Origin of the sequence: Paraburkholderia sp. BL9I2N2, from assembly GCF_004339745.1 — a bacterium.
Taxonomy (GTDB): domain Bacteria; phylum Pseudomonadota; class Gammaproteobacteria; order Burkholderiales; family Burkholderiaceae; genus Paraburkholderia.
In genome coordinates this window covers 2,600,406-2,624,971 of sequence record NZ_SMGP01000001.1, presented here as the reverse complement: position 1 = coordinate 2,624,971, position 24,566 = coordinate 2,600,406, and the positions used below count along the sequence as shown (strand labels likewise).

The window sequence follows — 24,566 nt, the reverse complement described above, 5'->3', positions numbered from 1 at the left end:
TGCTGGCGAAAAGGAGTGGGCAATGGATACGCCGATGATAGCCCTTCGTGCGGCGAGGCGCAGGCGACGCCTATTCGCTCGCCAGCCGGCGCAGGCCGACCTCGCGCCAGCGCGTTTCGAGCAGCATGACCACGATGGAAGCGAGCACCATCGTCGCTGCAATGCCGACGAACGCAAGCACGAACGTGCCGGTCGTATCCTTGACCCACCCGATAAAATACGGCAGCAAAAATCCTGACGATACGCCGATACTCGTGATCAGCGCGATGCCGGCCGCCGCAGCCCGATCCGTGAGTATGCGGCTGGGCAACTGCCAAAAAGTCGTGATGCTGCAAAAGCAGGCCGACGCGCCAATCGAAAGCGCAACGATCGACTGGTAGGGAGACTTCAGCAGTAGCGCCACCGAGAGCGCGGCTGCGCACACCAGCAGCGGGCCGGCCACATGCCAGGCCCCGACATTGTGGCGGCTCACCAGACGGCCCCAGATCAGCATCGCGATGACAGCGACGCCGAATGGAATCGCCGTGATCAGCCCGACGTCCGTGAGGCTGTACTTCACCCCGAATGTGCTTTCAAACGTCTTGATGACTTGCGGCAGGAAATAGAGCAAGCCGATGATGCCGGCGTTGGTGCCGAAATAGACGATGCCGAGGGCCCAGACTTTCGGATTTCGAAGCGCTCGCGAGACGTCGGACGACGAGGTGGCGGTTGCTGCCTGAGCCCGTTCGGCAGCCAGCGCGGCGGCGATTTCGCCCTTTTCAGCGGCGGAAAGCCACCGCGAGCGGGAAGGGTCGTCCGTCAGCCAGAAATAGGCGACCACGCCGAGAATGATCGCGGGCAATCCCTCCAGCAGAATCATCGCGCGCCAGCCGCTCACGCCGAACACGGTGGCGTGTGCCATCAGCCACGTGGAGACGGGCGCGCCGAGCACACCGGTCAGTGGGATAGCGGTGACGAACAGCGACATCATCCAGACGCGATTGCGCGCGGGCATCCACAGCGTGAGGTAGTACACCATGCCCGGAAACAGACCCGCCTCGAATGCGCCAAGAAAGAAGCGGGCGATGTAGAGCCAACGGGAGTCGGGAACGAAGCTCGTCAGCGAGGAGAGCAGACCCCAGCTCAGCAGGATGCGCGTCATCCACAGCCGGGCGCCAAACCGATGCATGCACAGGTTGCTCGGTACTTCGAAGAGAATATAGCCAAGGAAAAACAGGCTTGCCGCGAAACCGTATTGCGCCGCTGTCATGTGCAGTTCGGCGTTCATGGTCAGCGCTGCATAGCCGATGTTTGCGCGGTCAAGCTGGTTCGCAATGTACATCAGGATCATCAGCGGCGCGAGCCGCCAGGCGATCCGTTTCATCAACCGATCGGAAATCGCGGGTTTGAGCGCCTCAAGGTCCATGGTTTTCCCCAGATCTACGCGTTGCGGATTGCTCTCAAGGGAGATTAAGCGCCGTGACCGGTGGGAGGACAATGCACGAAAAATATTGACTTTGTGAGCAAACGTCACAGGGTGGAACTGGCGCCTTTTTGCAATCGCGTTTCCGGCCGATCCCGAAAGATCGGCGACATGGCTGAAATCGCTGCCGTTGTGATGTGCCGCTCCGGCGGATTGGCCGCCGCGGTCGAGCGCTTATTCGAATCGATAAAGCGTGCGCGCCGAGCTGGTCAAAATAGACTCGCGCTGCGCCGCGTCCGGAACCCACAGATCGAGCGCACGACGGGTCGCGGTGTAATCGACGAGTTGCTGATGCTGCGTATGCGGCCAGTCGCTGCCCCACACCAGTCGCGCGGGTGTGTAAGCGTCGAGAAGCTGGCTCGCGAGAGCGGTGCCCAATGCTGTGCCGTCGTCGTTCACCGCGCTCCGGTAAGCCGCCGACAGCTTCACCCAGACGCGTCCGGTAGCGGCAAGCGACAGCAGATACGTGAAGCCTGGATCGTCGGCAGCAGTGCGCGGATCGGGCCGGCCGAAGTGATCCACGACCACCGTGCAGCCCTGCTCGAGCAGCGGCCCGACAACGGCATGTAAATCCACGGCTTGACGGTGAACCTCGACATGCCAGCCGAGCGCGTTGACACGCGCGAACAGGCGCCGCCAGTCGGGTGCGGTCAGTTGAGGAAGCTTCAGGCCGACGAGATTCAACCGGATACCCACCACGCCTGTGCTATCGAGCAGCGCGAGCTCGTGATCGGTGACTGCGCAATCCACGACCGCCACCCCACGAAAACGCCGCGGATAGCGCTTCGCCACATCGAGGAAAAAGGAGTTGTCGGTACCGAGAAAACTGGGTTGCACGAGCACGGCGTGCGAGACGCCGTTTAACAGCAAGTGACCCGCGTAGGCGTCCACCGTTGCGTCGTAATCCGGCGCATGGCGACGCTGCCGCGCCAGCGGCAAGCCGCGTACGAACACGTGGGCATGCGCGTCGATTGCGACGATTCGCTGATCCTTGGTGTGATACCACTGGTCCGCCACCGCAGTGTCTTGCGTCTGCCTCGTTTGAATCTGTTCGTCGATCATGTGTTTCCCCGTTATGCGCGGCTCGCGGCGTTGGCCGTTACCGTCGCGATCCGGCGGTTCTTCGTTTCCGGCAGCATGAGCGCGGCCACGACCACGAGTCCGTAGGCAATGCCGGCATCGATGCCGAGCGCCGAGCCGAGCGGCATCGAGTTGCCCATGTGTCCGACGAGCACCGGAAAACCCGCCGAGACGATCCGTCCGAAGTTGTAGCAAAAGCCCACGCCGGTACCGCGAATGCCTTGCGGATAAAGTTCGTTGAACAGTGCGCCGAGCGTGGCGGGGATGCCGGCTGCAAAGAGGCCCAGCGGAAAGCTGAGGAACAGCATGGCGGTGTCGCCCATCGGCAGGAAGACATAGAGATTGACCGTCGCGATGCAGCACACGGCGAACAGAATCACGTTGAGCCGGCGGCCGATGCGGTCCTGCAGCCACGCGCTCACGAAGCAGCCGCAGATGAACGCCGTAATGATGACGGCAAGATACCCACCGGTGCCGAGCACTGACAGATGCCGTTCGGTCTTGAGATAAGTGGGCAGCCATGTCGTGATCGCGTGATAGCCGCCGTGCGCCCCGACACCGATCAGCGCGCCCACGATCGTCGTGCGAATCACCGACCGGTCGAAGATATTCCGTGCGGCGGGGAGCGCCTGCCTCGGCGACGCGACCGGCGCGGCGGCGCGTGGCGGTTCGACCACGTTGCGGCGCAGATAAAGCACGAGGCCGGCCGGAATCACGCCGATGCCGAACAGCAACCGCCACGCCCAATCCGGCGGTACGAACGAGAAAACCAGCGTGTACAGAAGCACTGCGCCCGCCCAGCCAAAACCCCACGCGCTTTGCACGATGCCCATCGCCTTGCCGCGATGCTCCGCGCGCATGGTCTCGCTCAACAGCACGGCGCCAGCGGTCCATTCGCCGCCAAAGCCCACGCCTTGCAAAGCCTTGAGAACAAGCAACTGTTCGAAGTTCTGCGCGAAGGCGCTGAGAAAGGTGAAGAGCGAGAACCAGATCACGGTGATCTGCAACGCGCGCACGCGGCCGTACCGGTCCGACAGCATGCCCGCAAGCAGTCCGCCCAACGCGCCGGCGACTAACGTTGCGCCGCCGATCAAGCCCGCCTGGCCTTTGCCGATGCCCCAGGTCACTAGCAAGGTCGGGATCACGAGGCTGAACAGCTGCGTGTCCACGCCGTCGAGCGCCCATCCGGCAAAGCAGCTCCACAGCGTGCGTTTTTCCAGCGTCGATATTTCGCGGTACCAGTTCATCTTTGTCTCCTGTCGACCCGAGTTGGCGCTTTGGCGCCTGACTCTGGTCCCATCCAAGGCTGTCGATATTTTCGTGGCGACGCTCTGCTTGCTCATCGCACGTGGAGGCATTCTAGTGAGCGGGTGGATAAAGATATATGATGCAAATGATCATTTTTCATATCGTTTTAATATGGACATGCGCAACCTGAAGTACTTCCTTTGCGTCGCCGATGCAGGCAGCGTCACGCGCGCCGCTGAACGGCTGAACATCGCGCAACCCGCGCTCAGTCAGGCGCTCACTCGCATGGAGAAGGACCTGGGCGTCAAGCTGTTTAACCGGACGCGGCGTGGTGCGGACCTTACCGCCGCCGGGCTGGCGATTGTCGAGGACGTGCGGATGAGCGTCGCGAGAATCGACGCCGCCTCGCACCGCGCTCGCGAAATCGGCGCGCAACGGGCAGGGCGTCTGACGGTGGGCTTCGCGTCCGCGGCGCTGTTCGAGGTGCTGCCGCGCGCTATTGCGGCGTTGCGCGCATCGGTGCCGGATGTCGAGTTGGTGCTGCGCGAGATGAGCAACGCGGAGCAGGCAAGCGCGCTCGAGAAAGGGGAAATCGATATCGGCTTGCTGCATACGCCGGTGGCGGTCGCGGGCAAGATGCGGGAGAAGCTGATCGCGCGGGAGCAATTGGTCGCGGTGTTGCCGGCGACGTTTCCGTTGCAGGCCGGCGCCACTGTGTCGTTACGCGAGCTCGCGCAGCACGGGCTCGTATGGTTCCCGCAGGGCCAGTTACCCAACATTCGCGCCGGCATCCTGAGCGCGTTCCGGCAGGCGGATTGCGAGGTGGAGATCGTGCAGGACGCGAACCGGTCGCTGACCGTGCTCGCGTGCGTCGCCGCGGGGTGCGGTGTGTCGCTGCTGCCGCGTTCGGTGCGGGCGCTGCAATTTAGCGGAGTAAGGCTGTGCGAGATCGTCGACGGCGCCGCGCTGCCGCGTTTCGAACTCAGCGCGATCTGGCCGGCGCGTGCAAGGCAGACGCTTGCAGACCGTTTCGCTGAATTGATTGAGCCTTACCCTGCAAGCTCGCTGGCGTAGACGGAAAGCCAATGGGTTCATGCGGTGGCACTGCGACTGAAAGTCTTTGGCAGGCAAACGGTTTCAGAAGTGCGTGCATTGGCATGCGGCTGTGCCGTTGCTGAGAGTGGGTTCTTTTAGCGATTGGCCGATTCGGCGAGCAACATGCCGTCGACCTCGATGCGGGGCGCCGCGCCGAGCGGATGTAGCGTCTTCACACGACGATCGATTCGACCGCTGGCCGGGCACAATGCGACCAGACACGGCTGGTCGACTCGTATGCGGTGGTATTTTAGGCGCTGATATTGATAACCGAGCCGACCGCTGTCGTACCGGAACCGGTAGTGGCTTGCGCTGACGATGGCGACCGATCCGCCAATGCGCTTACTGCGCCATGCGCGTGAAGGTGATGGACGCTTTTGCCTGAACTGCTCGGTGACGTTGCCGCCTTCAGATGTGCTGCAAAACTCGGCTGGCTCGATTCACTCGTGGAGCTTTGGCCTGTCAGCTTCGACAGCCCGGAACCGATGGCGCTGCTCACGCCGCTGAGTACTGAGGCTGCTACACCGATTGGAATCATATCGACATCCTTCAGAATGGGGCAACCGAAATGCCCGCGCTTTCGAACTATACCGAGTTTCCCCACGTCACGGGCATGTCGGCCTCGATATGTTATCGAAATAACGGCTATGGCTGACGCTGGAGGCATCCGGCGATCGGACTTGACGGCTCTTCGGGTGGCCTGAGGGAACGCAATCACCTGTTGCAGAGTGACCCGCGTCAGGCGGTTCGATGCACTGCTTGGAAAGGTGCTTGAAAAATCGTCGACCGCGAGTCGCCTATCGCCAACCCGTAAGTTTCACGCGGTGTATGCAGATTGCATCGAGCAGCACAGCGTCACATCCGGCGGTGTGGGCGATCAGGTTACGGGTGCCTTGCAATTTTTCGACCTTCTCGATGGCCTTCAACGCTAGAGTTTGGCGTCAAGCGGGCGGCGCCTGCTGGCACTCCGCCTGGAACCAGCTGTCGACCCGGCGCTGCGCCGCCTGTAGATCATCCGGGTAGTACGGGTCGAACCACCTGGATGGATCGTAGCCAGCTTTCCTTAGAGCCGCCAGTTCGCTGCGGTTTCGCTCCGGAGTTAAAGGGGCGTTGTTCCTGAGCGCGGCCAGGTCGCGGCACTGCGACGTGCTCAAGTGCGTCGTGCTTTGCGGGCTGCCGCCCGCCGCGCAGCCAGCGAGCAATAAAACCAACGCGCAAAGTGTCGGCCACTTGTTCGATGGGTTCTCCATATCGCGTCTCCTTCCATTCAATCGACACTGTACAACGGCGACCCGAATGACGGCATGGGCCGGCTAGTCCGGACGCTCACTTCACGAGCAAGCGCTCGTTCGCTGCCTGTCGTCGATGGAGTCGCAGCGATAAACGCAAGTGCTGAATACCGGTTCCGGACAAGACGGCGGCCGCCCAATCGCGGTGTAGTATTCGACCATGTACGCGTTCTTACCCGGCCTCGACGGCGTGCAGATTCGACGCATCCTTGGCGTTGACGGCAATGCGGTCAAACGGCCTGGAAACCGCGCCAACGAAACGCGTGGTGGCGTCGGCTGTGGCAACGGCATTGTTGGGAATACATCATGTCAACCGAGTGGAAACGCCGCGCCAGGCTGTTCATCCAGCGTTTCTGGCAGCCGACCAGCGCGTGCATGACTTGCATGCCGGGAAGTTGGGGCAATGTCATGAGCCTTGCCCACTGGACGATTGCATTCCATACCGGTCTGCTTACCGGACTCCTGGCCGTACTTTTGACCTTCACACCTGTGCAGAAACTCTACGCGCATCGATACGGCAATGCGCTTGTCGTCGGCGTCCTGACGACGGTAGGCGACGCCTATTCGCACGCGAGTCACTACCGCATCCCGTATCTCGAGCACATCGTGACGGGTGCTATTTCAGGCCTCCTGGCGTTGATTGCGTCATATCTCTTCGAAAACCGCGCGCGTCGCCTTCGGGCGGCATGGGCTCGAGTTTTCGGATAGCCTCCGGCTGGTAGACCTGCTGTAGAGAAGACAGCTTCGCTTCTGTCGACCAACGTGGTGGCCGAATAACCGATGGTTAGCCCATTTCGACCTTTTTCTAGGACGTAGGAACTGAAGTCGAAAGCGAATCTGCATGTCCGACGCGGGTAAGATGGAACGTGCGGCGCAATTCGAAGCCGAGACGCTCATACAACCCAATCGCGGAAATGTTGTTACTGAACACATGGAGAAACGGCGTTTCCCCGCGTTGCTCGATTTCTCTACGCAGGATATTTACGAGCCGGCCAGCAAGGCCTTTTCCCCGATAGTCTTCATCGACGCAAACGGCGCTGATCTCGACGTATCCGTCGACGCACATCCGTTCGCCAGCCATCGCAATTAGACGCCCGCGCTCGCGAATCCCAATGTAGTTGCCCATCTCGCGAGTTCGCTTGCCGAAGGGGCCGGGCTTGGTCTTCTGGACCAGGTCGTGCATGTCGTTCGCATCCGCGTCACCCATCCGGCTTACCGCGCGGTCGTCCGTGCCGCTTGCTTCGCGGTGCCGGGCGATCATTTGATGGATCACTCCCACGCGCGTCATTTGAAGCCCGTCGATTGGACCGATCGGTTCATCGGATTGCAGGACAGCTACCTGCTCGTGAGGCAACAGAAGCTGAAGGAGCGCCTGGTATGCCGCAGGGGTTTCGAATGCCAGGGCAGCGAAGGGCGCCACATCGGGGTGGTATCGACGGGCAAGCGTGTCTCCGTATCCAAGGTGCGCCTGCTTCGTTGCGAGGGCCGTCCAGATCGGACGGTCGAGGTCAGCTTGTATCAAACCACTCATATCTTCTCCTTTTGCAAGCGCAGCTATGTGCCAGCGGATTGCTTGAATGTTCAACCGGCGCAAGCGCACTACCGCGGCCGCATGGCTATGCAGTCTAGACGTCCGATCGGAGCGGGGCTATAGTCGCAAATGACATTAATAGAGTTATTTGCGACATGAGACTCGTCATCTTCGCGCTTGACGGCCTGTTCGACACCGGGCTCACGGTACTGCTGGATACTTTCGCGACGGCCAACGAACTGGCCGCCGCCCAGGGGTTCGCCGCACCGCCCTTCGATGTGAGGCTCGTTGGCGTACGCAGACGCATTCGTACCGCGCATGGATTGTCGACTCCAGTCGAACCGGCAAGCAACGTTCCCCGCCCGGATTGGGTGGTGGTGCCTGCGCCGAATGTCAGGCAACCGGAGCGCCTGATCGAGGCGCTGGGGCGTCCGGACGTGCGCGAGGCGATGGCGTACCTGCGTACCTGGCATGCTGACGGCGTCGGCATCGCGGCCGCCTGCATCGGTACTTTCCTGCTGGCCGAAGCCGGGCTTCTGGATAATCGCGAAGCGACGACCACCTGGTCATTGGCGCCTTTCTTCCGCCAACGCTATCCGGCCGTCAATCTGGATGATTCACGCATGGTCGTCGCCTCGGATCGCGTGGTGACGGCGGGTTCCGCGATGGGCCATCTCGACCTTGCGCTATGGTTGTTGCGTCAGGCAAGCCCCGAACTCGCGACGCTCGTTGCCCGCTTCATGCTCATCGACAAGCGTTCCTCCCAGGCCGAATACATCATTCCCGATCACCTCGCCCACGCCGATCCATTGGTCGCGCGATTCGAGCGATGGGCTCGCGACAATCTTTCCTCGGGGTTTTCGCTTCAGGCGGCAGCGGCTGCATTGTCCGTCGGACCCCGCACGTTGCAACGCCGCACCGAGGCAGTGCTGGGTAAGTCGCCACTGGCGTTCTTCCAGGACCTGCGAATCGAGCGGGCGCAAAACCTCGTTTCGATTGGCTACGACCTCGAGAAAATTGCGAGCGAGGTTGGCTACGCCGACTCGGCGACATTGCGGACTCTGCTGCGTCGGAGGCTCGGCCGTGGGGTACGCGAGCTTCGCGCCGAAATGCGCTAGCGTCCCGAGCGGATCACAGCGGGCATATGTCGACCAGCCGCGAGCGGTGCAAGCGGGTCGACCTGAGACGGCCGTCATCCGTCAGAGCGCGACCATCTAGGGTCGCTCTGCTGGACCTTCCTATGTGCAACCCGGCACGCCAATAGTCATCATGTACCCGAGCCTTCGCTATCGCCGGCTGGGTGGCTCTTCACATGATCGATGAAGGCGCGCAGCTTCGGCATGATCTGCCGGCGGCTTGGATAGTAGAGAAACACGCCGGGTATCATCGGCGCGAACGGTTCCAGCACGTGCACCAGTTTCCCCGTTCTCAACCCTTCAGCCGCCATCGGCTCAGGGAGTTGCGCAAGGCCTACGCCTTCGACTGCCGCGCCGAGCAAGGTGGGAAAATCGTGGGCGATGAGCGGGCCGGATACGGCGATCTCGATCGGCTGGCCGTTGCCGTTGAAAGACCATAGCGCGAGCGCGCCGCTGGATCGCCGCCATCGCAAACATGCGTGTTGACGCAGGTCGTCCGTGTGCATGGGCCGGCTGCGCGCCGCAAAGTAGGCAGGGCTGCCGACGACGATCAGGCGTAACGGTGGCGTCAACGGTACCGCGATCATGTCGGCGTCGACGAACTGACCCAGCCGGATACCGGCGTCAAATCCTTCCGCCGCAAGATCGATCAACTCCTTGCTTGCGGCGATCTCCACTTCGACCTCGGGATAAGCGTGGCAGAAGGAGGCAATCAGCGGTTCCAGCAGGATTGGCACCACCGCGCGCGGCACGGAAAGGCGTAACAACCCGGCGGGCCGCTCGCCAAGTCCGCGCGCAACTTCACTAGCGGCGACAAGCGCCTCGAAGGCGGGCTGTGCGTGCGAAAGAAATCGTTCGCCCGCTTCGGTCAGGCCGACGCTACGCGTGGTGCGTATGAAGAGGGCGGCGCCAATGCGTGCTTCAAGTACACGCACCGTCTGGCTGACGGCCGACGGCGTCACTCCGAGTTCAGCGGCCGCCCGGCGAAAACTGCGATGCTGGGCAACACTCAGAAACACCTCCACGCCATCGAGCGCGCCCTGTCTGACTGTGAAGTTCTGCTTCATAGCCCGTCAACATTGTGAGGAATAGTTGCTCGCGAGAGGCCATGGTACACCTACGCCTGCAGATGAGGACTCGGGCCGGTGTCGGCTCGCGAGCCCTGAACAATCCGCTGAGATCGTGGAGGAACCTTGCAATGACTGATGCACTTGATGGCGTACGAGATCACTATCACGCGACCGACCTGACCGACCGGTTGAAGATCGCGCTCGCAGTTTTTGGGCCGGAGGATCAGCAACTCACGCCGCAGCAACTAGGCGCCCTTGACCAGTTTCACACCCGTGGGCTTGCGGCCACCGCCGAACTTGCCAAACTCGCCGGGATCACCGCCGACATGGCCGTGCTGGACGTCGGTTCCGGCGTTGGCGGGCCGGCCCGTTTTCTGGCTGCAACCTATGGCTGCCGGGTGACGGGTATCGACCTGAGCGAACCGTTCGTGGATGCAGCACGCTATCTCACCCGACGCACAGGGCAGAGCGAACAGGTGTCGTTCCATGCCGCCAGCGCGCTGGACCTTCCCTTCGACGGCAGCCGCTTCGACGCCGTATTGTTGCAGCACGTCGCGATGAACATCGCCGAGCGCGCACGGCTTTACCGGGAGATTCGACGCGTGCTGAAGCCATCCGGCCGGTTCGCGACGTTCGATGTCGTCGCAAACGGCAGCGAACCGTACTACCCGGTTCCCTGGGCGCGCACGTCGACAACAAGCTTTCTCCTGACAGCCGATGCAACGCGCGAGGCGATTGAACAGGCGGGCTTCCGCACGCTGGCATCGCAAAACGACACCGAGGCCGCAAAGGCCTGGTTCACCCAGTTGCGTGCGTCAGGACCACCGCCCTCGCCAAATCTCGGCGTGGTGATGGGGCCGGACTTCGCGCAGCTTTCCACCAACCTGGCGCGAAATCTCCTGGAAGGCCGACTCGGCATTCTCACCGCGGTGTTCGAGGCTGCATTGACCAAGACCCGAATCAACCTGGAGAACCAGTGATGACCGCCGCCTCTATTCCCGCCGGCATCGTCCTGCCGCGTCCCGCCTGGCGCAGCCTGCTTTGGCTGGTTCCGTTGACCGTGCTGTGGATTGCGTTGATCTACTGGAAGCCCATAATCCCAACCAGCGGCGTTGCGATCACCGCTCATCAGTTGATGGTCCATGGGCTTATTGCAGTCGGTTTGTGGCTCGGCCTCGAAAACGCGGAACTGACGCCGCGCCAACGCCGCGCGACCTGGCTAGCGGTCATGATTCCAGACACGCTGTGGTTCGCTGTCGTCTGGAGCGCGGCGATCAATGGCGTCTTTCGCACGAGCGCCTCGGCGTTGCCGTTGTTGCCGTTGGCGATCTTCCTGCCCGTTATGATCGGCGCGCCGCTGCTGCTGTTGTCGAGGCGGGTAGGGCAGGTGCTCGATGGAATGCCGGCGACCTGGCTTGTCGCTCTTCAGCTTTATCGGGTATTTGGCGGTTGGGCTCTCGCCGCCTGGCTGCATGGGGCGCTGCCCGGCGTGTTCGCGTTGCCGGCGGGCGTCGGCGATGTCTTGACCGGCCTGTTCGCCGCGCCGGCGGCAATCGCCGTGGCGAGCGGCACAGCTCAAGGCCGGAAGGCGGCGATCGCCTGGAACATCTTCGGCCTCGCCGACTTCGCCGTCGCGATTACCTTGGGGATGATCACTTCGCCTGGGCCCTTCCAGTTGCTCGTTCCGAGCGTGACGAGCATCGGCGCCGGCACTTATCCGGATGTGCTGACCCCTGCTTTCGTGGTCCCAGTTTCGATCCTGCTGCACGCGCTGTCGCTGCGGCAGTTGGTCCGACGACGCGTCGGCTGAGCTCCCGCCTGTCAGGTCGATAGTGCGGCAACTTGCCGGGCTCTCTAGATGTTGTGCGAGCCCGGTCCTGCTGTAGCAATGGGCATCCGTTCGTCCGTACGGTCAAACACCTTTTCCGGCTCGTCCGCCTCTTCCGGAGTCTCTTTATCCAGGACCCGGCGCATTCTGGGTTCGTCCAGTTCATGGGTCCACTTGGCGACCACCAACGTAGCCACAGCATTGCCGATGAAATTCGTCAACGCGCGCGCTTCGGACATGAAGCGGTCGATGCCGAGGATCAGCGCAAGGCCTGCAACGGGTACATGTCCGACCGCGGACAGCGTTGCCGCCAGCACGATGAACCCGCTGCCCGTAACGCCCGCAGCGCCTTTGGAGGTCAGCAGCAAGACGGCCAGCAAAGTGATCTGATGCGTGAGGTCAAGCGGCGTATTCGTCGCCTGGGCGATGAAGACGGCAGCCAGGGTGAGGTAGATCGACGTGCCATCGAGATTGAAAGAGTACCCGGTTGGAATGACTAGTCCGACCACGGACTTCTTCGCGCCGAGATTCTCCAGCTTCACCATGACACGAGGCAACGCTGCTTCCGACGAGGAGGTTCCAAGAACGATAAACAGTTCTTCCTTGAGGTACTTGATCAATTTCCACACGCTGAAGCCATGGAACCGGGCAATCAGTCCTAGCACGACGAAGATGAAGAACAGGCAGGTCGCATAGAACGTGAGCATCAGCATTCCAAGCGAGACCATGCTGCCGATGCCGTATTTGCCGATGGTAAAGGCCATCGCGCCAAAGGCGCCGATCGGCGCCGCTTTCATGATGAAGCCGACGATGCGGAAGAACACGTGGGAGATCTTCTCGACAAAGTCGAATATCAATGTGCCTCTACCGCCGAACGAGTGCAACGCGAAGCCGAACATGAGCGCGAACAACAGAACCTGAAGTATCTCGCCCTTGGCGAACGCGTCGACCACGGTCGAGGGGATGATGTTCATCAGGAAGTCGGTCGTGCTCTCCATCTTCCGCCCGCTGGTGATCGTAGCCACGGCCTTCGCGTCCAGCGTCTTCGGGTCCACGTTCATGCCGGCGCCGGGCTGTACCAGGTTGACGATCACCAATCCGACCACCAGCGCGAGAGCGCTGACGATCTCGAAGTAGAGCAACGCCAATCCCCCGGTCTTGCCCACCTTCTTCATGTCTTCCATGCCGGCGATGCCGACGACCACCGTGCAGAAGATGATGGGGGCGATGATCATCTTGATCAGTTTGATGAAGGCGTCGCCGAGCGGCTTCATCGCCTCGCCAGTGTGCGGGGCGAAAATTCCCAACACAACGCCGGCGATGATCGCGACGATTACCTGAAAATAAAGTGATCGGTAAAGCGGTTTGTGCGAAGCCATTTGAGCTCCAAAACAATCACTTCAGTCGTCAATCAGAGCATTGTTTGATACGCCAGCGTGACCCGTATGACGGCGGGGAAGTATCCCGGCGCCGAACTGTGCGGCGCGGTCGTGACACCTGTGCATCCTGCGCAGATCGCGGAAACGGCTGGCTTATCCGGCAACCTGCGAATAACACTTACCAAAGTATTACAAAGCCTATGCTTCGCATCCGTCCGCGGCAACCGGGCAAACCCGAGCGTGCAGCGCAGCAAACCGTTTTGTGATCGAACGCTGTGACTGCGCCGGGTTTGATACGGGGCGAGGTTGCGAACCTCTGATTCGCGATTCAGCGCGCCATCGGAACGGGCCGGGGGTGAATGGCCGTATCCGGCGTTCGTAGTGGCCCGCAAGCGGTCGTTAGCGGCGGAGCGCGCTCGCAGCCGTCAGCGCTTGTCGGCGGGATCGCGTTTGAAGCCGGACAGCATCGCGCCGATCAGATTGTCACGTGTCCAGATGCTCATGACGACGGCCGCGAAGATATGGACGCACACGCAGACTTGCAGTGCGATTGACAAATACGTGTGAAGCTCATGCGGCCAGTCTTCACCCCAGAAGGCGTCGAGGCGCATCAGCCAGCCGCTTGCCGCCAGTGCGAGAATCAGCAGCCAGAGTGCGATCGCCATCAGGCCGCCTAGCGGATTGTGCGACAGATGACGCAGTGGCTTGCCGGCGCCCAGCGAGCGCACGTAGTCTTTCACATGCGCCGGCGTCGGCCACCAGGCGGAGAATCGCGCGTACGGCGTGCCGATAAACCCCCACACGATGCGACACGCAACGAGACCCGCAGCGATATATCCCAGTACCCGATGTGTCTGATCAGTCGGCCCGAACAGATTCCACACGACGATGCCCGCAACGGTCCAATGCGTGAATCGCACGCCCATGTCCCAGGTTTTGACGGGCATCGCGCGCGCCAGAGCTTAGTCGATCTCGGACTTCACGACGGCAAGCGTCTTGGTGTCGTAGTAGATCTCGACCTTTTTGCCCTCTTTGTTGTGGCCGTAGATTTCGTAGCAGTTGCCGTCGACCTTGAACTTCTTGATCTTATAGCCCTCTGCTTCGAGTTGAGCGCGCGCATCCGATTCCTTCATCCACTCGCTCTTCGGATGGGCCGGGCAATCGGCTTTAGCGAACGCCGTGCCGGAAACACCCAATGCGACACATAACGCCAGGAACTTAAGCATCCATCACCTCATCTGCTGATTTGTCGAGCGCTCACTTTACGTCCAGCCAGATCGGATCGCAAGCTTATTGTAGGCTTCGAATGGGAGCTAACTAGCGTGGATCAAGGAAGCGCGGGGGTAGCGGGAAACACAAGTAACGGCTGCTGCTCACGCCCAATAGACTATGTCTAGCTCACCAACCAACAGGAGGATTGACTATGAAACTGACCGACTTCGATACGCTGACTTTCGACTGCTATGGCACGCTGATCGACTGGGAAACGGGCATCTTCGAAGGCTTGCGTCCTCTGCTCGAGCGCGTGAGTCCGCCGCTGACGCGGGATCAGGTTCTCGAAGCGCACGCGCGCCACGAGTCGTCGCAGCAGGCCTACACGCCCGCCAAGCGTTACCAGGAACTGCTTCCTATCGTGTACAAGCGACTGGCCGAAGAATGGCAGGTGCCTTTCACGCACGAGGAGTGCGTCGCCTACGGCAAGTCCATACGTAACTGGCCGGCATTCGAGGACTCGGCGGCTGCGCTGCAGTACCTGAAGAAGTACTACAAGCTGGTGATCCTGTCGAACATCGACAATGAGAGCTTCACGCACAGCAACGCGAAGCTCCGGGTCGAATTCGACGCGATCATCACAGCGGAGGACGTCGGCTCCTATAAGCCGTCGCCGCGTAACTTCGAGTACATGCTGGACAAGCTGGGCGCCCGCGGTATCGGGAAGGAGACGATTCTCCATACCGCGGAAAGTCTGTTTCACGACCACAAGCCCGCGAACGCGTTCGGGCTGGCATCGTGCTGGATCTATCGCCGCCATTCGCAGACCGGTTTCGGCGCGACGATGAACCCGGGCGAACAACCTGCCGTGAACTTCCGCTTCAACAGCATGGCAGACCTCGTGAAGGCTCACCAGGAAGCGCTGCTGCAGAAGTAAGCGGCCTCCGTCATGCACCGGCGTTCATGTCGGTTTGATACGCCGCGCCGGTGGCGGCGATCTTCATTGCTCGCGATTTCACACTCGAAGAGATTCAGGGCGCCGCTTCGACGTTCGAGTTGGCGTGGCGCGTTTTACGCAGCGAGCGATGCTCAGATATCCTCTATGAGTTGGCAATCTCTCCGATTATCCACTCGCGAAAAGCAGCCACCAGGGGTCCATAGTCTCCATCGGGCAAGACCAGATGATAGGCATAGTCCTCGGGCCAATCAAAATCCCAAACCTTGACTATCCTGTTGTCGCCGAGGGCCGGCGCTGCCATCGCTGCGGGGACGAGACCAGCCCCTTGTCCAGCAACAATCGCGGTTAGCATCATGCCGCAGTCATCGAACGCGGTTCCGCTTGGCAGGCTCATACCTTGCACGGATTGCGACTGAAACCAGAGATGCCAGTTCATTCGCTCGACTTCATGTAGGAGGGGCCAGCGCGTCAGATCCGAAGCCGTTTCGGGCATTCCGAACTGCGCGATCAAGGTCGGACTGGCGACCGGAATGAGATCCACCGCGCACAGCCGCTCGCGGTAGAACTTCCCGTGCTGCGCGGTGCCATGACGGATCGCTACGTCCATCACGTCGTGGGCAAAGTCGAGGGGTTCCTTGCCGGTCATCACCCGAAGGTCGATGTTGCGATGTTTGTCGTGAAAGCTTTGGAGACGAGGAATCAGCCAGTAGGAGGCGAACGACGGGGTCACGCTGACTGTGAGCGTCCCCGTTTCCGCAATTTTGGCGATGCGGCGAGTTGCATCGCCAATCTGTTTGAACGCGTTTCGAATTGCCGGTAGATAGTCGACGCCCGCTTGGGTCAAACGAATACCCCGGTTGGCACGGACGAACAGCGCGACTCCAAGATAGCTCTCGAGGCCCTTCACCAGTTGGCTGACCGCTGCGGGAGTCACACACAGTTCGTCGGCTGCCAGCTTGAGTGACAGATTACGCGCTGCTGCTTCAAACGCGCGAAGCCCATTCAATGGCGGTAGCCGCTTTTCCATAGATAAGAATTTCTAATCATTAACCTTCAGAAATGGTAACGCGTGACGGTTTCTGCCGCGAGTACAATTTCACCACGAAATCGGGAAAATTTCTGCTTCAAACGCATGGTGAGACGTAGGCGCTATTACGCCGGCGTTGGATCAGATTTTCTAATGAAAAAGAGAAGTTTGCCGAAACCACTTGCGGAGCGGGTCATCGGCGCAAATGAGGGTGCCCATGATCGGGTGTGGACGTCGCAAATCCAGGCGGCTTAACTGAAGAGGTAGGCGCAGCGTTTAGTGCCGGAGGATGAAATTTTCATGTCGTTGAGAGTGATACAAAGTCCCATATCGGGGAGTGCTCGGATAGATGGTAAGAAGATCATCGTGCTCGGCTCCAACAACTACCGGGGTTTGGCAAACCACCCCGTTGTGCTGGCCGCGTTTCATGAGGGCTTGCGGCAATATGGCGCCGGCACCGGAATGAACCCGCCGCTTGCAACCACGAACGCGCATCGGCGACTCGAAGAGGCTTTGGCCGAATTTCATCAGGCCGAGGCGGCGATGGTATTCAATTCCTGTACGGCAGCGAATTTCGCTCTACTCGACACCGTTACAACCGCGGGTGATCTGATTTTCAGTGATGAGTTGAACCACGCGAGCATCATCGACGGGTGTCGATTAAGTCGGGCGCGAGTCGTGAGAGTGAAACACCGTAGCGTGGCGAGTTTTTCGCAGGCATTGGAACAATCGTCTTCAGGTGAGCCGCAGCAACGCAAACTCTTTATTACCGATGGTGTTTTTAGCATGGAGGGATACACCGCGCCGCTACCTGAGTTTCTTGAAGCGACGACCCGTTCCAACACCATGTTCGCCCTCGATGAGAGTCACGCGGCGGGAGTGGTGGGCAACACGGGCCGAGGCAGTGCCGAACTCCATGACTGCATGGACAAAATTGACTATGTCACAGGGACGCTCTCGAAGGCGTTTGGCGCCGTCGGGGGAGGCTATATCTGCGCGAGCAATGAGCGCATCGCGGAACTCAAAGGGAAAGCGCGCTTGGCGCTTTTCAGCAGTTCGATAAGTCCGGCAGCGGCAGAAGCGGCGGCGGTCGCTGTTTCGCTGGCACGCTCGGATCTGGAGTCGCTGGAACGTATGCGCTACGTTGCCGAGAAATTTCGCAGCGGCGTAGCGCAACTCGGATTCAAGACGGTGAACAGCGAAAGCCCGATCACTCCGGTGCTGATCGGAGACGCCGAAATGACACAGGTGTTCTCGCAGTTGCTTGAGCAAGGGGGCGTCTACGTTCCGGCTTTGGCGTTTCCCGTCGTGCCCGAGGGTACGGCTCGCCTGCGCGCGCAGACATCCGCGGCACACACGGACGACGATATTGACTTTGCGCTGAGCGTTTTCGAGCGCGTCGGCCGCGATCTGCGCCTCATCTAGCCGTAGAGGAATTCGATGCCCATTCAGACCATATCTTTATACAAAGGTCGTACTCCAGCGGAAAAGCGGCTTATTGCCGACTGTATTCAGGACGCGCTTTCTTTCGCTGGCTATCCCAGCAATGATCGCTTTCAGAAAATCCACGAGTACGAAGACGACGACTTCATTGTTGATCCCGTTTTCCCGAACTTCTCCGCGACACCCCGGACTCGCGACTTCGTGCTGGTTCAAATCTGGATTAGCACGGGTCGTCCTGACTCGATGAAGCACGACATGATCGAACAAATTCAGCACAACCTCGGCACTCGCGTTGGCTTGAACGCGGCCGACGTCATGGTCGTTCTCCAGGAAACGGCACGGGAGAATTCATCGCTGTATCGAGGAGTACCGCCGGAACTGTTGCCGCGTATTGTGCCGAGGGCCGGTAACGCACAGTAGTGGACTGTGTGCTGCGTCGAGTTGATCGACGACATCAATACGGCGCTAGAAGGCGCGGAGCGCGCGCTGTAAGCGGCGAAACGCGCCGGCAGGAACCGCGTCGTCTCGCGCGGCCAAGGTGGCATGCCTGAGCTTCGCGACGCGTAGCGAGGCGCGCGTGCGCCTCTAGCGCCGCCGCTCGCCGCGATTTCAGCGCGACAGCAGCGACACCGTCGCGATGCCGAGAATGGTCATCAGAAGCGAGGCGGCCACGTGAATCACGATCTCGCCCGCCGCCCAGCCGAGCCGGCCGTCCTGCAGGCGCTGCACCACTTCCGCTGAAAAAGTCGAGAAAGTCGACAGTCCACCCATCAGGCCGGTGATGACGAAGAGCCGCCATTCGGGCGCGATCTGCGGCGCCCGCGCGAAACCGGCGACCGCGACGCCGATGACGTAGCCGGCAATGACGTTGGCGGCGAATGTGCCGAGCGGCAAGCCGCTGAAGATGCCGTTCAGGCGGATGCCCAGAAACCAGCGGAACAACGAACCGAGCGCGCCGCCGATGCCGACAGCGAGAATGGACCAATACATGAGAGGAGGCCTGGCAAAACCGGCGTGTCGACAAACCGGACAGAGCGAGGAGCGCGATGCCGCCTCCGCGTTCATCCGGACGAAGCAGGCATCATCAGCCACGAGGGCGGTTAAAGGAGAATGCCATCTCCAGCGCAGAAGTCTAACATCGGCAGTGCATGTGGGGACAGGTCGGCGCGGTCACGGACGGGGCGCTGGCACGTGCTGACCGAAGCGATGCCACAAGTTCGGCGCCGGCGAGATTCGTGCGGCGGATCTCGCGCGCCGCCGGCGCTCCCCGTCGAACCTCACTCCGACGTCGCCGAAATCTTGTGAATCGACAGATCGGCGCCGTTGTACTCGTCTTCCTGATCGAGCCTCAGCCCGACCGTCAGCCGGATCGCACCGTACACGAGTGTGCCGCCGAGCGTCGCCACGACGATTCCGCCCAGCGTGCCCACCAGTTGCGCGCCGAACGAAACGCCGCCCAGGCCGCCGAGCGCGCGCAGGCCGAAGATGCCTGCCGCGATACCACCCCACGCGCCGCACAAACCGTGCAGCGGCCATACGCCCAGTACGTCGTCGATGCGCCAGCGGTTCTGCACGCAGGTGAACATATGAACGAACAGCACCCCGGCGATGCCGCCCGTCACCAGCGCGCCGAGCGGATGCATCACGTCGGAGCCGGCGCAAACCGCCACCAGTCCGGCAAGCGGCCCGTTGTACGTGAAGCCGGGGTCGTTGCGGCCTGCGAGCCACGCGCTCAGCGTGCCACCGACCATCGCCATCAGCGAATTGACGGCGACGAGGCCGCTGATCTTGTCGATGGTCTGCGCGCTCATCACGTTAAAGCCGAACCAGCCGACCGCCAGCACCCAGGCGCCCAGCGCGAGGAACGGAATATTCGACGGCGGATGCGCGGCAATGCCGCCGTCGCGGTGATAACGGCCATGGCGCGCGCCCAGCAGCAGCACGGCCGGCAACGCGACCCAACCGCCGAACGCATGCACGACGACCGAGCCGGCAAAGTCGTGGAAGGGCACGCCGAACACGTGGGCGAGCAGGTCCTGGATGCCGAAGCGGTCGTTCCACGCGATCCCTTCGAAGAACGGATAGATGAAGCCGACCAGCACGAACGTCGCGAAGAGTTGCGGGTTGAACTTCGAGCGCTCGGCGATACCGCCGGACACGATCGCCGGAATCGCGGCGGCGAACGTCAGCAGGAAGAAGAATCGCACCAGCGCGTACCCGTTATGAGCTGCCAGCGACTCGGCGCTGCCGAAGAACTGCACGCCGTACGCAATCGTGTAGCCGATAAAGAAATACGCGATCGTCGAGACCGAGAAGTCCACCAGAATCTTGACCAGCGCATTGACCTGATTCTTTTTGCGTACCGTGCCGAGTTCGAGAAACGCGAACCCTGCATGCATGGCCAGCACCATCGCGGCGCCGAGCAGAAGGAAGAGGGTATCGGTGCCGGTTTTCAGACTTTCCATCGATGTGTCCTGCTTGTGCCAAAAAAGCGGGCAGTGAATGCAAGAAGTGGGCCAAACTTGTGCCGAAACGCGTCTATACGGTGCAAGCCGGCACCGGGATGGAATTTGGCGTGTATTTTGAGCAACGAGCCGTTAACCCGTCTGCACCTGAAACCGCACGAGAACGCACAAATAATGTGCATGAATTTTTCGTCGCGAACTGCGCGACCCAAAGCGGGGCGAATTATTCGATTTGATTTACGTTTAATTCAAAAGCCTGACGTTTTACGTGCGCCCGTTGTGCACGTTGGCGGCGCATGCCTGGCCGATGGCGTGCCCTCTTTGTTTTCCTGCACAATCGCCGACATAATGTCCCGTCCCCGCGCATGATCTGCCGGGCCACCGACCTCCAATGCGCACGCATGAGACTGACCACTAAAGGGCTGTTGCTGATCGCGATTCCGGCCCTCTTCGAGTTGGCGCTATTGTCCGGACTGGTCAAGGCGCAAGCAGATGCGACACAGGCGGAGCGCTGGGCTATCCACAGCGAAGAGGTGCTGCGCCAGACCACCGCGATCCTCGACCCGGTGCTGGGCGAGTCGGTGGCGCTGCGCGGCGCGGTGCTCGCTAACGACGCCCGTTTCTCCACGCCGGTGACCGTTTGGATGGACGTCGACCGGCGCATTGATCAACTGGCCGAACTGGTCGCCGACAATCCGGCCCAAGTCGAACGCGTGGTTCAGGTGCGCCAGGCGGTGCAGGCTTACCGGCAATGGTCGGATCGAATTCAGGACATGCTGCATTCGGGCCGGCGGCGCGACGTGCTCGCGCGCTTCCGCGACCTCGCGCCGTCCGACGTGCTCGACCGGTTTCGTCAGCAACTCGCGGCGTTCCAGGCGGAAGAGCGGCGTCTCGACACACTGCGTTCGAATGCCGCCGACGCCGCCCGCGAACGGCAGCAGACCCTCGTGGTCGCGGCCGTGTTCGGCTCCCTGCTGTTCGTGGCGCTGGCGGTCTGGTTGTTCACGCGCGGCGTGCGCGGGCGGCTCGCGGTCCTCGCCGACAACGCCGGGCGCCTCGCGGGCAATGAGCCGCTGGCGCCAATCGGCCCCGGACGCGACGAAATCGCGCGCCTCGATCTGACCTTGCACGAGACCAGCCGGCGCCTGCTCGAAGCCGAGCGCATCCAGGCGCGCTTCCGGGCCGACCTTGCGCGCCGTACCGGCGAACTGGCGCGGATCAACGAGACCTTGCGTCAGCAGACCCAGGAAAACGAAATGTTCATTTACAGCGTGTCGCACGATCTGCGTGCGCCGCTGGTGAACCTGCAAGGCTTCTCGAAGGAACTGATTCGCTCGTGCGACGAACTGCGCGCCGCGGTGCGCGAGTCGTCGCTCGCGGCCGAGACGCGGCAGCGCATCGAACGGGTGGTCGACGAGGACATCGGCGAAGCGCTGCACTATCTGCAGACGGCGGTGCTGCGCGCTTCGCACATCATCGACGCGCTGTTGCGGCTGTCGCGCGTGGGCCGCGTGGAGTATCGACAGCAGAAGGTCGAGGTGCGCGATATCGTGCCGCGCGTAGTCGATGCGATGCAAGGCTCGATCCGCGCGCGCCGTGCTCATGTCAGCGTGGATGAATTGCCCGCGGTGTGGGGCGACCCCACCGCGCTGGAACAGGTGTTCGCGAACCTGATCGGCAACGCGGTGAATTATCTGGACCCGTCTCGGGAAGGCAGGATCGAGATCGGTACGACGCCGGCGCCGCCGGGCGTGCACTCGCTGCGGATTTTCTACGTGAGGGACAACGGTCTGGGTATTCCGGCGGTCGCCTTGCCGCGGCTATTCAATGCATTCCAGCGCTTGCACGGCAATGTGGCGGCGGGCGAGGGCATCGGCCTCGCGCTCGTGCGCCGCGTAGTGGAGCGGCATGGCGGACGTGTGTGGGCGGAGTCGAGAGAAGGCGTGGGCACGACGTTCTACCTGTCGCTGCCTGAAGCCGAAGCGCGGATCGCGCAACAGGCTGTCGGCACGCAAGCGCCACTGGAGGTGGCGAGTGTTCAAGCCATTCGGGATGCCCGCCCGGGCCTGGAAGATCGCGATCGAAAGAGTGGCAGTGGCGGCGCCGCCGCGCATGCCGCGGATGCCCAGCCCGGCATCACTGCGCCGTAGCCGTTACGCCGTAAAGAGACGGCGTGGTTTGAGCATTCTGCTGCCGCGAATCGACCAGTAGCAGCCGAAGGCTATCAGGATCGCGACGCCCGTCAGGGCTTCCAGCGGCGCCGGGCGCAGACCGAGCAGGCCGTCCAGCGCAAAGAGGCCGCGCGCGGCGATCAGCAGCGCGGCCCATACCGAACACGCGGCTTGTGCCAGCATGCGCGTGCCTGCCAGACGACGCGCGCGGTTTTCGCGCGACCAGCTGGCCGGCGTGCGTCCGCAGAAAAAGGCAATTGCCATCAACACGACGGCGAGAATGACGATCCAGTCGGTCAGTTGCATTGAAAAACTCTCCCAAGTCAGCCGGCGACTATAGGAAAGCCTTCCGCTACGTACTATCGGACTAGTCTCAAATAAGGGGAGCGTCGGCGAGCGCGAAGGCGCTCGCCGATGGATCAGCCAGACGGATCAGAGTTCGATGCGCGTGCCGAGCAGCACGAGGAATTGGCGCAGCCACTCGGGATGCGCGGGCCACGCCGGCGCGGTGACGAAATTGGCGTCGGTGATCGCGGCGTCGACGGGAATGTCGGCGTATTCACCGCCTGCCAGCTTCACTTCGGGCGCGCAGGCCGGGTAGGCGGAAATGCGCTTGCCGCGGATCACGTCGGCGGCGGCCAGCAGTTGCGCGGCGTGACAAATAGCCGCGATCGGCTTGCCCGCTTCGGCGAATTGCCGCACGAGCTCGATTACCTTGTGATTGAGCCGCAGATACTCCGGGGCGCGGCCACCGGCGATCGCGAGCGCGTCGTATTGGCGCGGGTCGGCGTCGTCGAAGGTGGCGTTGAGCGTGAATTGATGACCGGGCTTTTCAGTGTAGGTCTGATCGCCTTCGAAATCGTGAATCGCGGTCTTGATCCGGTCGCCGGCCTTCTTGTTCGGACAGACCGCGTCGACCACGTGGCCGACTGCCTGCAGCGCCTGAAACGGCACCATCGTTTCGTAATCCTCGGCGAAGTCGCCGGTCAGAAACAGAATCTTCTTTGCCGCCATCGTATGCCTCCAATTGATCAACGGAACACAGCGAATGCTCTTTGACGCTCACGTCATTGACGTTCATAAGCTCAGGCAGTCTACTCCACTACGTTTGACAGAACCGCGACGGCTCACGCAATGGACACATTCGAATGGCGCGCGTTTCGCGCCGAAGATGCAGCAGCGCTCGCCGTGCTGTTTCGCGCTGCGATCTACGCGCTTGCCGCGCCTGACTACGACGCGGCGGCGCGCGACGCATGGGAGTCGGCCGCCGCCGACGTGCCGGCTTTTGCCGCGAGGCTCGCACGCGGCGTGACGCTGGTGGCCTGGCGCGAAGGCAGGCCGGCTGCGTTCGCACAGCTTTATCCAGCCGACCATGTCGAGATGCTGTATGTGGCGCCGGCTCATGCGCGGCAAGGCCTCGCGGCAGGCTTGCTGATGCGTCTCGAAGCCGCGGCGCGCGCGTCCGGTGCCATGCAACTCAGCGCCGACGTAAGCCTCAGCGCGCGCCGCAGCTTCGAGCGAGCGGGCTTCGAGATGCTCATTGAGGAGCGCTTGCAGCGCAACGGCGTATCATTGGCGCGTTTTCGCATGCGGAAGCCGCTCGACGCGGCTCATACTCAATCATGATTTCATCGATACGTTCATCTTTGCTGCGCCGTGCCGCGTTCGTGGCAATCGTGTTCGGCGGGCTCGCAGCCTGTCAGAAGAATGACGCGTCCGCCGGGCAGGTTGCCGGCAAGCTCAACGACGCAGCCCAGGTCGCCGGTCAGAAGCTCGATCAGGCCGCCAGCTACGTCGGCCAGCAGGTCGACGCGACCAAGTCCGCCGCGCAGCAGAACCTCGATTCCGCCTCGGCGCCCACGATCAATATCGACCCCAACGCACTGGCTTCGACCGCGCAGGCCAATCTGCAGAGCGCGGCGAGCGCCACCAATGCGCAACTCGGCAAGGCCGCGTCGCTGACCGGGCAAAGCCTCGAGTCGGCGGGGCGCAAGCTCCAGGAATGGTCGGCGCAGAGTTCGGCATCGTCGACGAATGCTGCGGCTTCGTCGTCATCGGGCGAGTCGAGCGATGCGCAGAAGCAGATGGATAAGTGATATGCCGGCCGGAGTGCGTCGTCGTTTGACAGTCGGATTAAATGTAATTACTATGGTTACACATTGTCGTCGCCGG

25 protein-coding genes and 1 riboswitch are annotated in these 24,566 nt (G+C 61.7%); of the genes, 11 read left to right on the top strand and 14 right to left on the bottom strand.

The genetic code is table 11. The features are described from left to right. Nucleotides 1-70 precede the first annotated feature (70 nt). The 3 genes from B0G74_RS12115 to B0G74_RS12105 all read right to left on the bottom strand — a co-directional run bounded on the left by B0G74_RS12115 (nt 71) and on the right by B0G74_RS12105 (nt 3,789). Nucleotides 71-1,405, bottom strand: coding sequence for an MFS transporter (locus B0G74_RS12115; protein ID WP_132374993.1), 1,335 nt, complete (start codon nt 1,403-1,405; stop codon nt 71-73). Between the two features lie 231 nt (nt 1,406-1,636). Continuing rightward, nucleotides 1,637-2,524: an amidohydrolase family protein gene (locus tag B0G74_RS12110; protein ID WP_132374992.1), complete on the bottom strand. Its 888-nt coding sequence runs from the start codon at nt 2,522-2,524 to the stop codon at nt 1,637-1,639. Nucleotides 2,525-2,535: 11 nt separating this feature from the next. Continuing rightward, complete coding sequence (locus tag B0G74_RS12105) at nt 2,536-3,789, bottom strand: MFS transporter (RefSeq protein ID WP_132374991.1); 1,254 nt, start codon at nt 3,787-3,789, stop codon at nt 2,536-2,538. Nucleotides 3,790-3,961: 172 nt separating this feature from the next. Here B0G74_RS12105 and B0G74_RS12100 point away from each other — a divergent pair, with 172 nt between their 5' ends. Further along, on the top strand, nt 3,962-4,864 hold the full coding sequence (locus B0G74_RS12100) for a LysR family transcriptional regulator (RefSeq protein WP_132374990.1): 903 nt from the start codon (nt 3,962-3,964) through the stop codon (nt 4,862-4,864). Between the two features lie 962 nt (nt 4,865-5,826). Here B0G74_RS12100 and B0G74_RS12095 read toward each other — a convergent pair. Continuing rightward, on the bottom strand, nt 5,827-6,135 hold the full coding sequence (locus tag B0G74_RS12095; protein WP_132374989.1) for a DUF4148 domain-containing protein: 309 nt from the start codon (nt 6,133-6,135) through the stop codon (nt 5,827-5,829). 345 nt (nt 6,136-6,480) lie between these two features. Between B0G74_RS12095 and B0G74_RS12090 the strand changes: the two genes are divergently transcribed. After that, the gene (locus B0G74_RS12090) at nt 6,481-6,882 is read left to right on the top strand and encodes a hypothetical protein (protein ID WP_132374988.1); all 402 of its coding nucleotides are present in this window, start codon (nt 6,481-6,483) and stop codon (nt 6,880-6,882) included. A gap of 97 nt (nt 6,883-6,979) precedes the next feature. Here the strand turns inward: B0G74_RS12090 and B0G74_RS12085 are convergent, their stop codons facing one another. Next, nucleotides 6,980-7,705, bottom strand: coding sequence for a GNAT family N-acetyltransferase (locus tag B0G74_RS12085; RefSeq protein ID WP_132374987.1), 726 nt, complete (start codon nt 7,703-7,705; stop codon nt 6,980-6,982). A 155-nt stretch (nt 7,706-7,860) separates the two neighbouring features. On the opposite strand from B0G74_RS12085, the gene B0G74_RS12080 reads away from it, so the two are divergent. Then, complete coding sequence (locus B0G74_RS12080) at nt 7,861-8,823, top strand: helix-turn-helix domain-containing protein (RefSeq protein WP_132374986.1); 963 nt, start codon at nt 7,861-7,863, stop codon at nt 8,821-8,823. Between the two features lie 149 nt (nt 8,824-8,972). On the opposite strand, the gene B0G74_RS12075 is transcribed toward B0G74_RS12080, so the two are convergent. Continuing rightward, on the bottom strand, nt 8,973-9,908 hold the full coding sequence (locus B0G74_RS12075; protein ID WP_132374985.1) for a LysR family transcriptional regulator: 936 nt from the start codon (nt 9,906-9,908) through the stop codon (nt 8,973-8,975). A gap of 131 nt (nt 9,909-10,039) precedes the next feature. Between B0G74_RS12075 and B0G74_RS12070 the strand changes: the two genes are divergently transcribed. Both B0G74_RS12070 and B0G74_RS12065 read left to right on the top strand, forming a co-directional pair. Then, nucleotides 10,040-10,891, top strand: coding sequence for a class I SAM-dependent methyltransferase (locus B0G74_RS12070; protein ID WP_132374984.1), 852 nt, complete (start codon nt 10,040-10,042; stop codon nt 10,889-10,891). Then, complete coding sequence (locus tag B0G74_RS12065) at nt 10,891-11,721, top strand: MFS transporter (protein ID WP_132374983.1); 831 nt, start codon at nt 10,891-10,893, stop codon at nt 11,719-11,721. The genes B0G74_RS12070 and B0G74_RS12065 overlap by 1 nt, the downstream gene beginning before the upstream one ends. 44 nt (nt 11,722-11,765) lie before the next feature. Here the strand turns inward: B0G74_RS12065 and B0G74_RS12060 are convergent, their stop codons facing one another. The 3 genes from B0G74_RS12060 to B0G74_RS12050 all read right to left on the bottom strand — a co-directional run bounded on the left by B0G74_RS12060 (nt 11,766) and on the right by B0G74_RS12050 (nt 14,344). Beyond that, entirely contained in the window at nt 11,766-13,118 is a 1,353-nt protein-coding gene (locus B0G74_RS12060) for a dicarboxylate/amino acid:cation symporter (RefSeq protein ID WP_132374982.1), read from the bottom strand. 425 nt (nt 13,119-13,543) lie between these two features. Next, nucleotides 13,544-14,065: a cytochrome b/b6 domain-containing protein gene (locus B0G74_RS12055; protein WP_132374981.1), complete on the bottom strand. Its 522-nt coding sequence runs from the start codon at nt 14,063-14,065 to the stop codon at nt 13,544-13,546. A 15-nt stretch (nt 14,066-14,080) separates the two neighbouring features. After that, a complete protein-coding gene (locus B0G74_RS12050) occupies nt 14,081-14,344 on the bottom strand; it encodes a PepSY domain-containing protein (RefSeq protein WP_132374980.1) in 264 nt (87 codons plus the stop codon). Nucleotides 14,345-14,541: 197 nt separating this feature from the next. Between B0G74_RS12050 and B0G74_RS12045 the strand changes: the two genes are divergently transcribed. Then, nucleotides 14,542-15,267 carry a haloacid dehalogenase type II gene (locus B0G74_RS12045; RefSeq protein ID WP_132374979.1) on the top strand — a complete coding sequence of 242 codons (726 nt, stop codon included), beginning with the start codon at nt 14,542-14,544 and terminating at the stop codon, nt 15,265-15,267. 163 nt (nt 15,268-15,430) lie between these two features. On the opposite strand, the gene gcvA is transcribed toward B0G74_RS12045, so the two are convergent. Further along, a complete protein-coding gene (gcvA, locus tag B0G74_RS12040) occupies nt 15,431-16,315 on the bottom strand; it encodes a transcriptional regulator GcvA (protein WP_132374978.1) in 885 nt (294 codons plus the stop codon). A 300-nt stretch (nt 16,316-16,615) separates the two neighbouring features. Here gcvA and B0G74_RS12035 point away from each other — a divergent pair, with 300 nt between their 5' ends. Together B0G74_RS12035 and B0G74_RS12030 are read left to right on the top strand one after the other, a co-directional pair. Continuing rightward, nucleotides 16,616-17,740, top strand: coding sequence for an aminotransferase class I/II-fold pyridoxal phosphate-dependent enzyme (locus tag B0G74_RS12035; protein ID WP_132374977.1), 1,125 nt, complete (start codon nt 16,616-16,618; stop codon nt 17,738-17,740). Nucleotides 17,741-17,755: 15 nt separating this feature from the next. Next, nucleotides 17,756-18,178, top strand: a complete 423-nt coding sequence (locus B0G74_RS12030; RefSeq protein ID WP_132374976.1) for a tautomerase family protein — start codon at nt 17,756-17,758, stop codon at nt 18,176-18,178. A 189-nt stretch (nt 18,179-18,367) separates the two neighbouring features. Here B0G74_RS12030 and crcB read toward each other — a convergent pair whose 3' ends face one another. Both crcB and B0G74_RS12020 read right to left on the bottom strand, forming a co-directional pair. After that, complete coding sequence (gene crcB / locus B0G74_RS12025) at nt 18,368-18,748, bottom strand: fluoride efflux transporter CrcB (RefSeq protein ID WP_132374975.1); 381 nt, start codon at nt 18,746-18,748, stop codon at nt 18,368-18,370. A 78-nt stretch (nt 18,749-18,826) separates the two neighbouring features. After that, nucleotides 18,827-18,888: riboswitch (Fluoride riboswitch) on the bottom strand. Between the two features lie 147 nt (nt 18,889-19,035). Beyond that, nucleotides 19,036-20,223, bottom strand: coding sequence for an ammonium transporter (locus B0G74_RS12020; RefSeq protein ID WP_132374974.1), 1,188 nt, complete (start codon nt 20,221-20,223; stop codon nt 19,036-19,038). 401 nt (nt 20,224-20,624) lie between these two features. On the opposite strand from B0G74_RS12020, the gene B0G74_RS12015 reads away from it, so the two are divergent. Continuing rightward, nucleotides 20,625-22,373: a sensor histidine kinase gene (locus B0G74_RS12015; RefSeq protein ID WP_132374973.1), complete on the top strand. Its 1,749-nt coding sequence runs from the start codon at nt 20,625-20,627 to the stop codon at nt 22,371-22,373. Between the two features lie 3 nt (nt 22,374-22,376). On the opposite strand, the gene B0G74_RS12010 is transcribed toward B0G74_RS12015, so the two are convergent. Next, the gene (locus B0G74_RS12010) at nt 22,377-22,700 is read right to left on the bottom strand and encodes a hypothetical protein (protein ID WP_132374972.1); all 324 of its coding nucleotides are present in this window, start codon (nt 22,698-22,700) and stop codon (nt 22,377-22,379) included. Nucleotides 22,701-22,826: 126 nt separating this feature from the next. After that, nucleotides 22,827-23,408 (bottom strand): DJ-1/PfpI family protein, encoded by a 582-nt coding sequence (locus B0G74_RS12005; RefSeq protein WP_132374971.1) that lies wholly within the window; start codon nt 23,406-23,408, stop codon nt 22,827-22,829. Nucleotides 23,409-23,528: 120 nt separating this feature from the next. Here B0G74_RS12005 and B0G74_RS12000 point away from each other — a divergent pair, with 120 nt between their 5' ends. Beyond that, a complete protein-coding gene (locus B0G74_RS12000) occupies nt 23,529-24,020 on the top strand; it encodes a GNAT family N-acetyltransferase (protein WP_132374970.1) in 492 nt (163 codons plus the stop codon). Then, entirely contained in the window at nt 24,017-24,490 is a 474-nt protein-coding gene (locus B0G74_RS11995) for a hypothetical protein (RefSeq protein ID WP_132374969.1), read from the top strand. The genes B0G74_RS12000 and B0G74_RS11995 overlap by 4 nt, the downstream gene beginning before the upstream one ends. Nucleotides 24,491-24,566 lie beyond the last annotated feature (76 nt).

Coding starts and splice junctions, on each gene's coding strand:
- B0G74_RS12015 (WP_132374973.1), top strand. CDS start 20,625: ATGAGACTGACCACTAAAGGGCTGTTGCTGATCGCGATTCCGGCCCTC.
- B0G74_RS12005 (WP_132374971.1), bottom strand. CDS start 23,408: ATGGCGGCAAAGAAGATTCTGTTTCTGACCGGCGACTTCGCCGAGGAT.
- B0G74_RS12080 (WP_132374986.1), top strand. CDS start 7,861: ATGAGACTCGTCATCTTCGCGCTTGACGGCCTGTTCGACACCGGGCTC.
- B0G74_RS12050 (WP_132374980.1), bottom strand. CDS start 14,344: ATGCTTAAGTTCCTGGCGTTATGTGTCGCATTGGGTGTTTCCGGCACG.
- B0G74_RS12035 (WP_132374977.1), top strand. CDS start 16,616: ATGTCGTTGAGAGTGATACAAAGTCCCATATCGGGGAGTGCTCGGATA.
- crcB (WP_132374975.1), bottom strand. CDS start 18,748: ATGTATTGGTCCATTCTCGCTGTCGGCATCGGCGGCGCGCTCGGTTCG.
- B0G74_RS12010 (WP_132374972.1), bottom strand. CDS start 22,700: ATGCAACTGACCGACTGGATCGTCATTCTCGCCGTCGTGTTGATGGCA.
- B0G74_RS12070 (WP_132374984.1), top strand. CDS start 10,040: ATGACTGATGCACTTGATGGCGTACGAGATCACTATCACGCGACCGAC.
- B0G74_RS11995 (WP_132374969.1), top strand. CDS start 24,017: ATGATTTCATCGATACGTTCATCTTTGCTGCGCCGTGCCGCGTTCGTG.
- B0G74_RS12095 (WP_132374989.1), bottom strand. CDS start 6,135: ATGGAGAACCCATCGAACAAGTGGCCGACACTTTGCGCGTTGGTTTTA.
- B0G74_RS12105 (WP_132374991.1), bottom strand. CDS start 3,789: ATGAACTGGTACCGCGAAATATCGACGCTGGAAAAACGCACGCTGTGG.
- B0G74_RS12020 (WP_132374974.1), bottom strand. CDS start 20,223: ATGGAAAGTCTGAAAACCGGCACCGATACCCTCTTCCTTCTGCTCGGC.
- B0G74_RS12085 (WP_132374987.1), bottom strand. CDS start 7,705: ATGAGTGGTTTGATACAAGCTGACCTCGACCGTCCGATCTGGACGGCC.
- B0G74_RS12030 (WP_132374976.1), top strand. CDS start 17,756: ATGCCCATTCAGACCATATCTTTATACAAAGGTCGTACTCCAGCGGAA.
- B0G74_RS12065 (WP_132374983.1), top strand. CDS start 10,891: ATGACCGCCGCCTCTATTCCCGCCGGCATCGTCCTGCCGCGTCCCGCC.
- gcvA (WP_132374978.1), bottom strand. CDS start 16,315: ATGGAAAAGCGGCTACCGCCATTGAATGGGCTTCGCGCGTTTGAAGCA.
- B0G74_RS12115 (WP_132374993.1), bottom strand. CDS start 1,405: ATGGACCTTGAGGCGCTCAAACCCGCGATTTCCGATCGGTTGATGAAA.
- B0G74_RS12100 (WP_132374990.1), top strand. CDS start 3,962: ATGGACATGCGCAACCTGAAGTACTTCCTTTGCGTCGCCGATGCAGGC.
- B0G74_RS12045 (WP_132374979.1), top strand. CDS start 14,542: ATGAAACTGACCGACTTCGATACGCTGACTTTCGACTGCTATGGCACG.
- B0G74_RS12090 (WP_132374988.1), top strand. CDS start 6,481: ATGTCAACCGAGTGGAAACGCCGCGCCAGGCTGTTCATCCAGCGTTTC.
- B0G74_RS12000 (WP_132374970.1), top strand. CDS start 23,529: ATGGACACATTCGAATGGCGCGCGTTTCGCGCCGAAGATGCAGCAGCG.
- B0G74_RS12110 (WP_132374992.1), bottom strand. CDS start 2,524: ATGATCGACGAACAGATTCAAACGAGGCAGACGCAAGACACTGCGGTG.
- B0G74_RS12060 (WP_132374982.1), bottom strand. CDS start 13,118: ATGGCTTCGCACAAACCGCTTTACCGATCACTTTATTTTCAGGTAATC.
- B0G74_RS12075 (WP_132374985.1), bottom strand. CDS start 9,908: ATGAAGCAGAACTTCACAGTCAGACAGGGCGCGCTCGATGGCGTGGAG.
- B0G74_RS12055 (WP_132374981.1), bottom strand. CDS start 14,065: ATGCCCGTCAAAACCTGGGACATGGGCGTGCGATTCACGCATTGGACC.